13 protein-coding genes and 1 pseudogene are annotated in these 12,593 nt (G+C 66.6%); 8 read left to right on the top strand and 6 right to left on the bottom strand.

Annotation, left to right across the window (positions count from 1 at the left end; all coding sequences use genetic code 11):
• Window positions 1-3: 3 nt before the first annotated feature.
• A complete protein-coding gene (gene rplI / locus G6048_RS30220) occupies window positions 4-450 on the top strand; it encodes a 50S ribosomal protein L9 (RefSeq protein ID WP_165342781.1) in 447 nt (148 codons plus the stop codon).
• Between the two features lie 236 nt (window positions 451-686).
• Here the strand turns inward: rplI and G6048_RS30225 are convergent, their stop codons facing one another.
• On the bottom strand, window positions 687-2,057 hold the full coding sequence (locus G6048_RS30225; RefSeq protein WP_328827388.1) for an MATE family efflux transporter: 1,371 nt from the start codon (window positions 2,055-2,057) through the stop codon (window positions 687-689).
• Between the two features lie 426 nt (window positions 2,058-2,483).
• On the opposite strand from G6048_RS30225, the gene dnaB reads away from it, so the two are divergent.
• From dnaB to G6048_RS50065, 3 genes are all read left to right on the top strand, one after another.
• Complete coding sequence (gene dnaB / locus G6048_RS30230; protein WP_033321282.1) at window positions 2,484-3,956, top strand: replicative DNA helicase; 1,473 nt, start codon at window positions 2,484-2,486, stop codon at window positions 3,954-3,956.
• A gap of 600 nt (window positions 3,957-4,556) precedes the next feature.
• Window positions 4,557-4,838: a hypothetical protein gene (locus tag G6048_RS50060; RefSeq protein ID WP_235990507.1), complete on the top strand. Its 282-nt coding sequence runs from the start codon at window positions 4,557-4,559 to the stop codon at window positions 4,836-4,838.
• Complete coding sequence (locus G6048_RS50065) at window positions 4,835-5,485, top strand: hypothetical protein (protein WP_235990508.1); 651 nt, start codon at window positions 4,835-4,837, stop codon at window positions 5,483-5,485. The genes G6048_RS50060 and G6048_RS50065 overlap by 4 nt, the downstream gene beginning before the upstream one ends.
• On the opposite strand, the gene G6048_RS50070 is transcribed toward G6048_RS50065, so the two are convergent.
• Complete coding sequence (locus G6048_RS50070; protein WP_235990509.1) at window positions 5,466-5,675, bottom strand: hypothetical protein; 210 nt, start codon at window positions 5,673-5,675, stop codon at window positions 5,466-5,468. The genes G6048_RS50065 and G6048_RS50070 overlap by 20 nt on opposite strands.
• 36 nt (window positions 5,676-5,711) lie before the next feature.
• Here G6048_RS50070 and G6048_RS50075 point away from each other — a divergent pair, with 36 nt between their 5' ends.
• A complete protein-coding gene (locus G6048_RS50075; protein WP_235990511.1) occupies window positions 5,712-6,566 on the top strand; it encodes a helix-turn-helix domain-containing protein in 855 nt (284 codons plus the stop codon).
• On the opposite strand, the gene def is transcribed toward G6048_RS50075, so the two are convergent.
• Window positions 6,541-7,203 (bottom strand): peptide deformylase, encoded by a 663-nt coding sequence (def, locus tag G6048_RS30240; protein ID WP_165342788.1) that lies wholly within the window; start codon window positions 7,201-7,203, stop codon window positions 6,541-6,543. The genes G6048_RS50075 and def overlap by 26 nt on opposite strands.
• 109 nt (window positions 7,204-7,312) lie before the next feature.
• Here def and G6048_RS30245 point away from each other — a divergent pair, with 109 nt between their 5' ends.
• The gene (locus G6048_RS30245) at window positions 7,313-7,891 is read left to right on the top strand and encodes a winged helix-turn-helix domain-containing protein (protein WP_165342783.1); all 579 of its coding nucleotides are present in this window, start codon (window positions 7,313-7,315) and stop codon (window positions 7,889-7,891) included.
• A 215-nt stretch (window positions 7,892-8,106) separates the two neighbouring features.
• Window positions 8,107-9,492, top strand: coding sequence for a serine hydrolase domain-containing protein (locus G6048_RS30250; RefSeq protein WP_165342784.1), 1,386 nt, complete (start codon window positions 8,107-8,109; stop codon window positions 9,490-9,492).
• Between the two features lie 120 nt (window positions 9,493-9,612).
• Here the strand turns inward: G6048_RS30250 and G6048_RS30255 are convergent, their stop codons facing one another.
• From G6048_RS30255 to G6048_RS30265, 3 genes are all read right to left on the bottom strand, one after another.
• On the bottom strand, window positions 9,613-10,065 hold the full coding sequence (locus tag G6048_RS30255) for a GNAT family N-acetyltransferase (RefSeq protein WP_165342785.1): 453 nt from the start codon (window positions 10,063-10,065) through the stop codon (window positions 9,613-9,615).
• Window positions 10,066-10,171: 106 nt separating this feature from the next.
• Complete coding sequence (locus G6048_RS30260) at window positions 10,172-11,038, bottom strand: GNAT family N-acetyltransferase (RefSeq protein WP_165342786.1); 867 nt, start codon at window positions 11,036-11,038, stop codon at window positions 10,172-10,174.
• A 5-nt stretch (window positions 11,039-11,043) separates the two neighbouring features.
• Window positions 11,044-11,580, bottom strand: a complete 537-nt coding sequence (locus G6048_RS30265) for a DUF2269 domain-containing protein (protein ID WP_328827386.1) — start codon at window positions 11,578-11,580, stop codon at window positions 11,044-11,046.
• 673 nt (window positions 11,581-12,253) lie between these two features.
• Between G6048_RS30265 and G6048_RS50080 the strand changes: the two are divergent.
• Window positions 12,254-12,593: pseudogene (locus G6048_RS50080) on the top strand (globin domain-containing protein); the annotation flags it as partial.

Here is a 12,593-nt window from a genome sequence, read left to right on the forward strand (position 1 = left end):
CACATGAAGATCATCCTCACCCACGAGGTCTCCGGCCTCGGCGCCGCGGGCGACGTCGTTGACGTCAAGGACGGTTACGCTCGCAACTACCTGATCCCGCGGAACTTCGCGATCCGCTGGACCAAGGGCGGCGAGAAAGACGTCGAGCAGATCCGTCGTGCTCGCAAGATCCATGAGATCCAGACCATCGAGCAGGCCAACGAGATCAAGGCCCGTCTCGAGGGCGTCAAGGTTCGCCTGGCCGTCCGCTCGGGCGACGCCGGTCGGCTCTTCGGTTCTGTCACTCCGGCCGATATCGCCTCGGCGATCAAGGCTTCCGGTGGCCCCGAAGTCGACAAGCGCCGTATCGAGCTGGGCGCGCCGATCAAGACGCTGGGCGCCCACGAGACGTCCGTGCGTCTGCACCCCGAAGTTGCCGCCAAGGTCAACATCGAGGTCGTCGCTGCCTGAGTGTTGCGCTCGCTGAAGCACTGTGGGGCCGTGCCTTTCGAGGTGCGGCCCCACATGCTTGCCCCCCTTCGCCGATCGGCGCGGTCTCTTGGCGGTCGGCGTGTTGTTGGCGGGAACATGGAGAGCATGTTTCACGTGAAACGGCGTGCATCGGTCCCCGAGTTGGTCCGCCGTTTCACGTGAAACCGAGCGAGCTGGGTAGCGATCCTGCTTACCAGGTGCAGGGTCGGCTTCGCTCAGCGCGTGGCGCCCGTGACGATCCAGCGACCCGAGCGGGAGCGCAGCCACAGGGTCAGCATTCGCAGGGCCATCATCAGGGTCATCGCTCCCCACAGCGCCGTCAGGCCGCCGCCGACAACAGGTACGAGCAGGGCGACGGGCGTGAAGATGGCGAGCGTCACGAGCATCGCCCGTGCCAAGTAAGGGCCGTCCCCGGCGCCCATCAGGACGCCGTCGAGTACGTAGACGATGCCGCAGACCGGCTGGGAGAGGGCCACCACGATGAGAGCTGGCAGTGCCGCGTCCTTGACCATCGAGTCACTGGTGAACAGCGGGACGAAGAGCGGCCGGGTGACGATCACCAGCACACCGAGTACGACGCCGACCGCGATGCCCCACTCCACCATGCGGCGGCAGGCCTCGCGGGCACGTTGGGAGTCACCGGCGCCGAGGTAGCGGCCGATGATCGCCTGACCGGCGATGGCGATCGCGTCCAGGGCGAAGGCGAGCAGATTCCACAGCCCCAGGATGATCTGATGCGCGGCGATGTCCGCGTCGCCAAGCCGGGCCGCCACACCGGTTGTGATCATCAGGATGGCCCGCAGCGAAAGCGTACGTATCAGCAGAGGCGCTCCGGCCTGAGCGCAGGCGCGTATCCCGGCGGCATCCGGACGCAGTGAGGCGCCGTGCTTTCGTGCTCCGCGGACGACGACGGCGAGATACACCACGGCCATACCGCACTGGGCGATGACGGTGCCCCAGGCAGAGCCGGCGATGCCGAGGTCTGCGCCGTAGACGAGGCCGACGTTGAGGGCTCCGTTGGCAATAAAGCCCGCAACGGCGACGTACAGCGGTGTCTTTGTGTCCTGCAGGCCGCGGAGGACTCCAGTGGCGGCGAGGACGACGAGCATCGCGGGGATGCCGAGCGCAGAGATCCGCAGGTACGTGGTGGCGTAGGGGGCGGCGGTGTCCGAGGCGCCGAAGAGTTCCACCATGGCGGGGGCCGTCGGCGCGACGATGGCGATGATGGCTGCCCCCAGCAGCAGCGCGAGCCAGATGCCGTCCATGCCCTGACGGATCGCTGCTTGCAGATCCCCCGCGCCCACGCGGCGCGCGACGGCGGCTGTGGTGGCGTACGCCAGGAATACAAAGATGCTGACGGCTGTGGTGAGAAGGGCGGAGGCCACACCGAGACCGGCGAGTTGCGGAGTGCCGAGGTGGCCGACGATGGCGCTGTCGGCCATGAGGAAGAGGGGCTCGACGACGAGCGCGCCGAAGGCCGGGACGGCCAGCGCTACGATCTCTCGGTCGTGCCGACGCCGGGCAGCCTTGGGCTCCGCTGAGGCCTGTGTCATGCACATCAATCTAATCTTCCACAGGTAAGAGATGCAATGCGCTATGGACCCTTACTTCACTTCCTGTGTGAAGTGCCGTTGCGAGGTGTTCGTAACGATCTTGGTCTTGTTGTGGAAGTTTTTCTCCTGCACAGCCGGTGGACGGGATATGCGCAGGTCAAGGAGGGTTCGAAGGAGGAGGTCAAGGCTTGTTCACAGGTCTGTCCACCGGGTCGTGCACAGGTTTTGCGAGGTTCTCCACAGCATCAGGGCGGTCGTCCACATGGCCTGTGGATAACCAGATTGGCGGACGGTGCCCGCAGGCCTAACGTGGTCCGGCGCCCCGCTCCTCTTCCGTCCTCGGAAACCTCGCAAAAGCGACGAGTGAGAACCGGAGTTGGGTCTCTCATTTGTCAGTGCCGTGCCGTAGAAAGATGAGGCACGGCTAGGTCCGCTCGGCGGACGGGAGGAGGTGGCTCGGTGAGTATTTCCGAGCCCTTGGACGACCCGTGGGCCGACAGCGGTCCCAGTGATCGTCTGCCCGCCTCCCGTCGGCGTGATGGTGGCCGGGGGCGCGACGAGCAACACGATCGCGGGCGGGACAACGGCGTCTGGGACGGCGGAGGTTCGTCCTTCGAGCGTGTGCCGCCCCAGGATCTGGACGCCGAGCAGTCTGTCCTCGGTGGCATGCTGCTGTCCAAGGACGCCATTGCCGATGTCGTCGAGTTGCTCAAGGGCCATGACTTCTACCGGCCGGCGCACGAGACGATCTACAGCGCGATCCTCGACCTCTACGCGAAGGGTGAGCCGGCCGACCCGATCACGATCGCCGCCGAGCTCACCAAGCGCGGCGAGATCACCAAGGTCGGCGGAGTGTCGTATCTGCACGGCCTCGTTCAGACGGTGCCGACGGCTGCCAATGCCGAGTACTACGCGGAGATCGTCCACGAACGTGCGGTGCTGCGCCGTCTGGTGGAGGCTGGCACGCGCATCACGCAGATGGGGTACGCGGCCGACGGTGACGTAGACGAGATCGTCAACAGCGCCCAGGCAGAGATCTACGCGGTGACCGAGCAGCGCACCACGGAGGACTATCTGCCGCTCGGCGACATCATGGAGGGTGCGCTCGACGAGATCGAGGCGATCGGTTCGCGATCGGGGGAGATGACCGGTGTGCCGACGGGCTTCACCGATCTCGACCAGCTTACGAATGGTCTGCACCCCGGCCAGATGATCATTATCGCCGCGCGTCCTGCCATGGGTAAGTCCACGCTGGCGCTGGACTTCGCACGGACCTGCTCGATCAAGCACAACATGCCGAGTGTGATCTTTTCGCTCGAAATGGGCCGTAATGAGATCGCGATGCGTCTGCTGTCGGCGGAGGCGCGGGTGGCTCTGCATCACATGCGTTCGGGCACGATGACGGACGAGGACTGGACCCGCCTCGCGCGCCGGATGCCGGATGTTTCGGCCGCTCCCCTCTACATTGACGACTCGCCGAACCTGTCGATGATGGAGATCCGCGCCAAGTGCCGTCGACTCAAGCAGCGCAGCGACCTGAAGCTTGTGGTCATCGACTATCTGCAGCTGATGCAGTCGGGCGGTTCCAAGCGGTCTGAGAGTCGGCAGCAGGAGGTCTCCGACATGTCGCGGAACTTGAAGCTTCTGGCCAAGGAGCTGGAGCTGCCGGTCATCGCGCTGTCGCAGCTGAACCGTGGCCCCGAGCAGCGTACGGACAAGAAACCCATGGTCTCCGACCTGCGTGAGTCCGGGTCGATCGAGCAGGACGCGGACATGGTGATCCTGCTGCACCGCGAGGATGCGTACGAGAAGGAGTCGCCACGCGCCGGTGAGGCGGACATTATCGTCGGCAAGCATCGCAACGGTCCGACGGCGACGATCACGGTCGCCTTCCAGGGCCACTACTCGCGCTTTGTGGATATGCAGGCCTGAGCCTTCGGCCATGTAGGTTCTCTGGTTCGGTGTCATTTTCTCCGCCGCAATGTCATGACGGCGGCAGTTCTGACACGGACCGGAGAATTGCACGTGAGGGGCGTCGCTCGATCGAGTGACGCCCTTTTGGTTCCTCCCGTACGCCCAGACGCCCGTGCGACCCTCATCAAGGCCGGGGTGATCGCCCAGCAGGGAGTGGATCGTGGAGGTCGGGTCAATCGAGCATGTGACGGTGAGTTACCGTCACATCGACGGGGCTGTAGAGGAGAACCGTGCGTGGGGGACGGCGGACATCTCTGAGCTGTCGCAGGCGGCGCCGTGGCGTAGTTCTGCCCGGACTGCCTCGCCGCCTGCGGCGGCCGCTGGCAACTCGCCTGGCGTCTGGGCTGGTCTTTCGCCTGCCCGCTCCACCGGCGATTGCTGGCGGACTGCTGTCCTGCCTGCGGGCGTATCTCCAGACAGCGGCCCCGGTCCGGACGGGTCGTCCCTCATCCGGCTCTTTGCGGCGCCCTCTCTGCGAGGCCGGGACGTCCTCCTTCCGGAGGCTGCGGATTCGATCTGACACAGACCCGTACGCTCCAGCTTCCTGCCGGGCACTCCGTGCTGTCGGCCCAGGAGCGGCTGCTGGACGTCATCGATGCCGGTACCGCCGCCTTCGGCGCCTACACACCCAGCCCGCAGCCGACCGCGAAGGCGCTGACGGACATCCGGGCAATCGCCGGCCGCGTGCTCACCGACCTTCCCGAACAGAACATCAAAAGCCTGCTCCCACCCGACATCACGCAGGAGTACTTCGCCGCCGATCCCGGCTCGCCATGCGTGCTGCGGAACGACCCGGGTTCATGGCCCCGCCCCGGGCGGTTAGCGCGGCCGTCGCGGTGACCATCGCGCTGCACGTCCTGGAACAGCCCGACACCCACCAGGCGGGAGAGCGGATGCGTGAACTGGTCGAAGCGATGCGCGACGAACTCGGGCAGATCAGCGTCACCAGCATCGACAGCTGGGGAAGCGGACTGAGCACAGTGCTGAACGCGGTGCACCTAGCAGCACTTGCTCCCTCGCTGCGGCCCAGCGAAATGCTGCGTTGCCGGACACCATCCACCATGCCCAGACGACCGGCGAAGACGGACCGGGACATCGCACGACGAGCACGGAAGATCCCCAGCATGTTCTGGCCGTCGTGGACCGTCCGGCTCACTCCCGACGGCGGCACCTACCCGCGCATCCTCGCTCCCGTGATGGCCGCCTGTCTGCTGATCATCGACGGCAGGGTCAGTCTCGAAGACGCTGCCCGGCACCTGAGCGGGGTCACCGACGGCATCGACATCTCCCGAATCCTGCAACGACTCGATGACCAGGACCACTGGACCGACACAATCACAGCTCTCGCCCGACTCGCCGACCACCTCGACACCGCCGGTGTCCCCATCGACTACCAGCGGCGCCGCCGCCTGGACTACTCCGATCTGCTACCGCACGACAGACCCTCTGCGCCGCACTGGCACGATCCTAGGCAACGGGCGCCGTGAACTCCTCGTCCGCAGCTTGCTCTTCCAGCGCGTCAGCGGACTGCCCGCCGAAACCGCCCCCGGCCACCATCGCCTCGACGAGCCTGTCTTCCGGGCCGAGGCCGTCCGTTTCGCAGCCTTGCAGACACCCCGACTGGCCCACGAGCTGAACAGGGAAGCCGAGGCATTCCTCGCCGGACAGAACATCCACGACGAGCCAGTGACCTGGCAGCCACCCACCTCCCTGATGGACGGTCTCGATCTGCCCGGCCCCGACCCAGCACTCATCGACATCACACACCTGCACCAACTCGTCCGACAGCGCAAAAACCCCGTCCGCCACGCGGCCCAGACCCTCGGCACCAGCATCGAAGCCGTCCGACTGGCCCTGGACGAACAACCGGCACCCCCACTACCACCGACAAAGAACGCTGCCAGAGCCACGGGACATGTCCGCTTCAGAGCCCGTCAGGAAATACCGAATGAGACCTTCACCCGTCTCGACCTCGACGAACATCGCTCACTCCAGCAGATCGCCGACCACACCGGCTTCTCCCGCCGGGTGCTGACCGACCTCGCCCGGGAGTACGGCATTTCGCTGCGTGACGGTCCACAGGACTACAAACGGCGCGGAACCATCGACAGCGACTGGCTCATCGAGCAGTACGTCGTTCACCGCCGGACCCTGTCCGACCTCGCCCAGGAGAAAGGCATGAGCCCCGCGAACATGGCCCGCTGGGCCCACACTCACAACATCCCTCTCCGGCCTCGCGGCGGAGCCAGCCACCACACTGCCCTCCGCACCCCCGACCAGGCCGCAGATGCCCCCGAAATCCTGCATGAGGCTTTGACCGGCCCAAATGCTTGGCAGCGACTCGAACGCTTCGCTGCCACCCTGCTCTACCCCACCGTCACCGAAGCCGCCCGCTCTCTCGGCATTCACCAATCGACATTGACAACGCAGATCAACCGGCTCGAAAGGGACCTCGGCCGACCTCTGATCGAACGTGCTGAACGGGGCCGCAGGATGCGGCCCACACCCTTCGGCAGGAAGGTGGCCGCTGCCACCGAGCGTCTCACCGGCCCAAACTGGCAGCCTTGATTGCGCGTTGCGCGAAGACGTCCTCACGGCGGTCTTCCATCTGCCGCAATGCATCCTTGCGGTCCCGCTTGGAGAGCCGATCAAGATACGTGTGGCCGACGAGGTGATCGGTCTCATGCTGCAGACACCGGGCGAAGTAACCCATCCCCTCGATGACGAGAGGCTTGCTGTCCTTGTCGAACCCGCGAGCTACGGCACGATCGGTGCGAGGAACCGCCATGGCGGCACCGGGCACGGACAGGCAGCCCTCGAATTCGTCAACGAGTCGGCGGCTACCTGGATCGGGCAGGTCCAGGACGGGGTTGATGATGTGACCGACATGCCGGATCCCGTAGTCGTCCGGGCAGTCATACACGAACAGCCGCAGGTCGACGGCTACCTGGTTGGCGGCTAGGCCGGCACCGTCGGCGACATACATCGTCAGGAACATGTCGTCGATTAACGCCGACAACTCCGGAGTCCCGAACTCGGTCACCTCCCGGCACGGACGGCTCAGCACCTCCTCACCCACCACCGTGACCCTGCGAACCGAACCCCGTCTCGCCTCCGGTGGCAGAGCCGGATAGGCGTCCACCGGGCGGCCTTGCACACGGACTCGGCGGTCGACGGAACGGGACCGCTCGTGACGAACAGACATGACTGTCTCCCTTTTGCGCACGCCACAGATGCCGCGGAGGTCACCGCAGCTGATGCCTTCAGCAGGACTACTGTTGCCAAGCTATTTGCAAAGTAGCAGACTTTGCAAAGTGACTGAAGATGACGTCAACACCCCAGACGACCAGGCAGCCGGCACCGGCGAAGAATTGCGCGAGCACGAAGTCCGAACAGCATTGCTGGACCTGCTCGCCGAAGTCGGCACCGTCACGGCGACCGAAGCCGCCTCCCGGCTGGGCTACAGCTCCGGCCTCTGCTCGTTCCATCTACGGCAGCTCGCACGCCACGGATACATCGAAGAGGCCCCCCACGGCGGGGGCCGCGCACGTCCCTGGCGTCTGAGGCAGCACACCCCCGCTGCCGACGGGCCTACGGAGGAGCAGTTCGGCGACTTGGCCCGCGGGCTGGAGGACGAGAGCTGGCAGCGATGGCTGACCCAGCGAGATGAAGTGCCCGCAGAATGGCGCCATGACGAAGCCTTCAGCGCCGTTGCCTACCTGACACCCGAAGAGATGAGCCGGGTCGCGAACGTGATCCGACGGGCGCTCGCGCCCTACCAGGACCGCGAACAACGCCCCCTGGCCCGGCCCGACGGCGCCCGGCCGGTGGCCCTCATCAGCCGACTGTTTCCCTTGCTTCCCCACACGGCAGACGGCACGGACCAGCAGTGATGAGCCGGCGGCCGTTGGCACCCGCTTGAGGAAATGACACGAGGCTGAGACAGCAGGCAGGCGACGCGACGTGACACAGCCTGAAAACGTCCAGGTCACCGCGTCGCCACATGACATAGCGGCTGAGAACCTACACCATTGCTGCGTATTGCTTTTGAACCGGCCATGCTCTGCCGACGCTCGACGCCGGGCCACCGGCCAGGTGGACTGGGCTCATGACGACATCTCAGGAAGAGCTGCTGCTCGGAACTCGCCGTGCCCTGCTGCACCGTATTGCCACCGCGCAGGCCGAGGGACGGGCGCCGTCGATGGTGGCGGTGGTCGTGCGGGGCGGGGAGGCGGTGTGGCACGGGGCGCGTACCTCGGTGGACGGGCATGGGCCGGACGAGAACGTGCAGTACCGGATCGGGTCGATCACCAAGACGTTCACCGCGGTGCTGGTGATGCGGTTGCGGGATGAGGGAGTGCTGGACCTCGGCGATCCGCTGGAGAAGTATCTGCCGGACACCGGAGCGGGGGAGGCGACGATCGCCCAACTGCTCGCGCATACGGGCGGGTTGGCGGCCGAGTCGCCTGCGCCCTGGTGGGAGCGTACGCCGGGTTCGCTGCGCCCGGAGCTCGCCGATGTGCTGGGTGAACAGCCGCACCGGCATCCTGTGGGGAGGCGGCACCATTACTCGAACCCCGGCTATACATTGCTGGGCGCGTTGGTCGAGGAGCTGAGGGGCGCCCCTTGGGAGGAGGTCCTGCGTCGTGAGGTCCTCGAACCTTTGGGACTGCACCGCACGAGCAGCCGCCCACAAGAACCGCACGCAGGCGGCTGGGCCGTGCATCCCTGGGCCGATGCGATGCTGCCGGAGCCCGCCGAGGACCTTGGGCGGATGGCGCCGGCCGGTCAGCTCTGGTCGACCACAGGCGATCTGGCGCACTTCGCCGCCTTCCTGGCCGAGGGGGACGATCGTGTGCTGAGTGCGCGGTCGGTGCAGGAGATGCGTACGCCCGCGGCGCCGCCTGAGGCCGATGAGGTGGCGGCAGGTACGGCCTATGGCCTCGGCATGCAGATTCTGCACCGGGACGGGCGGATCCTTGTGGGGCATTCGGGGTCCCTGCCGGGCTTCCTCGCCGGTCTCGTGATCAGCGTCGAGGACGATCTGGCCTCAGTCGTGCTCGCCAACTGCACCTCGGGCCCATTGGTGATGACGGTTGCCGCGGACCTCGTACGCATCGTCGCCGAGGCCGAACCCCGGGTCCCCGAGCCGTGGCGGCCGTTGCCGGAAGTCGACACATCCGTACTGGAGTTGGCGGGGCCGTGGTACTGGGGCACGCAGGCTTCGGCACTGCGTCTCACCGCCGATGGAGGCGTCTCGCTCGGACCCTTGTCCGGCAATGGCCGTCGCTCGCGCTTCCGGGCCAATGGCGACGGGACGTGGACAGGGCTCGACGGCTACTACGCGGGGGAACTGCTGCGGGCCGTACGGCGCCCTGACGGGTCGGTGAGTCATCTGGACCTGGGGTCGTTCGTCTTCACGCGGCAGCCGTACGACGAGGGGGCGCCGGTGCCGGGCGGGGTGGATCCGGAGGGGTGGCGCGGGGTTCGGTAGCCGCAGCATCGGACGAGCAGCATGGCGCGCGACAAGGGCGTCCCGGCCGAGAGCGTTCCACACGGGGAGGCGTCGTGTTTCACGTGAAACACGACGCCGCGGCGGGATGCATACACCGCCTCAGAGAGGAAGCTTGAACCCCACGTGGGAGGCCGTGAAGCCGAGTCGTTCGTAGAACCGGTGGGCGTCGGTGCGGGTGGCGTCGGAGGTCAGCTGGACCAACTGGCAGCCCTTGCAACGGGATTGGTCGACGGCCCATTCGATGAGCCGGGAACCCAGGCCGCTGCCGCGCTCGTCGGCGTGAACGCGAACGCCTTCGATGATCGAGCGGGTCGCTCCTTTACGGGACAGGCCGGGAACGATCGTGAGTTGGAGAGTGCCGACGACGCGGCCTTCGCGTACGGCGACGACCAAGTGCTGGTTCGGGTCACCGCTCAGGCGGTACAGTGCGGTCAGGTACGGGTCCAGGTCGTCCGGTGACTCGCGCTGGGCGCCCAGCGGGTCGTCGGCGAGCATGGCCACGATGACCGGGATGTCGTCCGTAACAGCGGGCCGTATCTCGAGGTCTCCCATGGGGGCAGCCTATGCGGGCATGTCCTGCGCAGGCGTGTCCCAGGCGGGCGGGGGTGGGGCCGTCCACCGCTGATCGGTGGCCTGGGCGGTCTCTTGCAGGGGCGACTCAGCCCGCCGCCACCGTCAGCGGAGCGAACCGGCGTGTCCAGTCGCCGGGGAGCTCCGGGATGCCGTACGTCATAACCGCGTTGAAGCCGGCAGAGGCAAGGCCGTGTGCCTTGACCCACGCCAGCAGTTCCTCGTGCCGTACGTCGATATCCGTGCGCAGTACGTGGGAGGTGTGGGCGGCCAGTGAGGCGATGAGCGCCTTCGCCGTCTCTGTGTCCTGGGCGATCAACGGGCCGACGACATGGTTGTCCATATTGGGCCAGGCGGCCGCGTACCCGGAGATATGACCGTTTTTCTCGGCGACGCGAAGTTGGTCGGCGAAGGCCGGCAGTCGCGTGATCACGTGCGTGCGGTCGGTACCGAAGACCTCCTGGTCGAGCCGGAGGATTGCGGGAAGATCCGCGGCCGTGGCCGTACGCGTGGTGGCCTCCGGCTCAGGACCGCTGGGCGTGAAGTGCCCGCGGACCATCTCGGCCCGGCCGGTGGTCTTGAAGCCCAACTCCTCGTAGAGGGGGCGGCCGTACGGCGTCGCATGCAGGGTCAGCGGGGTGGTGCCCTGTTCCGCGACGACATGATGCATCAGGCGGCGGCCGACGCCTTGCCGTGTGTGTCGTTGGGCGACCAGCACCATGCCGATCGCGGCCAGATCGGGACGCTCTCGCGGTCCGTACGAGGTCACGACGCAGGCGCTGACGAGACCACCGTCCGGGTCGTCGATGCCGTAACCCTTGCCCGCCGCCAGAAGCAGACTCCACTTGTGCTCTTCACGGGGCCAGCCCCGGTTCTCGGACAAGTCGGCGCAGGCGGCGAGGTCACGGGGCGTCAGGCGGCGGATGGACAAGGCGGCGAGGGAAGGAGTCGGCACGCTGGTCAGGCTGTCTGACGGGCGCGCTCGGCGTCCACCGATTTCCGGGCAGCCATGCGCAGATTTTGACCACGCCGAGTTGGTCCCCAGGGCTTGAGGACCGAAATCACCGTCATGAAGACATAGGCGGAGAGCGACACGATCGGCCCGGCCAGTACCTCGCTGACATCGGGCAGAGAGCTGCCCGCGGAGACGGCGGCGACGGCGGAGTTGACCCCGGGACGCAGCGCGAAGACCGTGGCGGTCATCGTGGCCAGAGTCAGCCAGAACTTCGTGTAGACCCATCGGTGCTTCGCCAGGCCCCACGGAGTGCCCAGGGACAGCACCAGACCGCTGAGGAACGTAAGGAACGCGAGGGGGAGCAGGAGCCAGTCGGCGAAGAGCTTCATGGCGCGGACGGAAGCCTCCACGGTCACTGCGGAACCGGTGGTGGTCGCGGTGATTCCAAGCGCGAGCAGGCCGAGCGTGAGCCCGAGCCAGCATGCGGAGACGGCTACATGGACAACGAGGGTGGCCCGGCGTGCGGGGCGGGTTAGTTTCACGTGAAACACCGTGCCGGGCGGGAGCTGCGAGGACGTCTGACAGCGGGAGTAACTCCACGTACTAGCCTCGGCGTACACAGCGAGACGTCATCTCTTCGATCTGAACGGGGCGTTGCCGCATGGCAGCTCGGCGCCCGTGGAGATCCGTCGCCGTCAATGCGGATCAGCATCTGAACGGGTTTGGCCACGCACTCGTATGTGGGGCGCGATCTGGTGGATGCCTATCGACTGGTCCGGCATTCCAGGTAATTGAAGGAATTGATGGTTCACCCCCGCGCAATTTTGGGCGCAAGGAACTGGGGACTTGTGCGGCGGACCGGGACCGGTAGGGTCGACTCCGGTTCCGGTGCGATGTGTGCGCGTCTCGCGTGCACGTCCCGCAAGGAACGAGCGCAGGTCAACGCAGCCTAACGGGACGGAGAGATCGAAGACCCGCATTCTCCGTAATGCGGCCAGGGTGTTGGCGAAGGGTGGGACGCTGCGATGGCGGTAGTGCGGCCATTGTCACATTCTTGCCTTACTTGTCCGTAGGGGGCGGGAATTTGGGTTTGAATGTGCCCGAATTGGCTGGCGGGACAGAACGGAAAAACAAGCCGTCTGCGGGGGAAAGCAGGCGTCTTCCGATCGAGGAAGTGCGCAGACCGACCGAAAGATGTTCGAGGCGAGGCACACCATGGACGCTCCGACCACCACGTCGGCCGACAACGGCACTTCAGGGGGCAGCGGCGAGGGGGGCGGCTGGTTCACGCCGCGCAGGCAGCCGGAGCCGCCGGCGGGCGGCGAGCAGGAGACGACCGAGGGCAGCCGTCTGGCCGCGTTGCGCCCTGTAGGCAGGCCTACGACGGACCGCGGCGAGGCCGCGCAGAAACGAATATCTCCCGTCGTGGAAGCCGATCGCCCCGACGCAGGCACCGCCGAAGCCAGAGCCGACACCGCCAACGCCTCCCCGACCGACGCCCCCGGCGAAATCCGCACCACAGCCCAGCCGGATCCCCAACCCCGCGTCCCCGAGC

The sequence above is a fragment of the Streptomyces ureilyticus genome, from assembly GCF_011045025.1.
Taxonomy (GTDB): Bacteria; Actinomycetota; Actinomycetes; order Streptomycetales; family Streptomycetaceae; genus Streptomyces; species Streptomyces ureilyticus.

Excerpts from the sequence above, each read along its gene's own strand:
- rplI (WP_165342781.1), top strand. The coding sequence starts at position 4 with ATGAAGATCATCCTCACCCACGAGGTCTCCGGCCTCGGCGCCGCGGGC.
- G6048_RS50075 (WP_235990511.1), top strand. The coding sequence starts at position 5,712 with ATGGACGGTCTCGATCTGCCCGGCCCCGACCCAGCACTCATCGACATC.
- def (WP_165342788.1), bottom strand. The coding sequence starts at position 7,203 with ATGTCTGTTCGTCACGAGCGGTCCCGTTCCGTCGACCGCCGAGTCCGT.
- G6048_RS30250 (WP_165342784.1), top strand. The coding sequence starts at position 8,107 with ATGACGACATCTCAGGAAGAGCTGCTGCTCGGAACTCGCCGTGCCCTG.
- G6048_RS30255 (WP_165342785.1), bottom strand. The coding sequence starts at position 10,065 with ATGGGAGACCTCGAGATACGGCCCGCTGTTACGGACGACATCCCGGTC.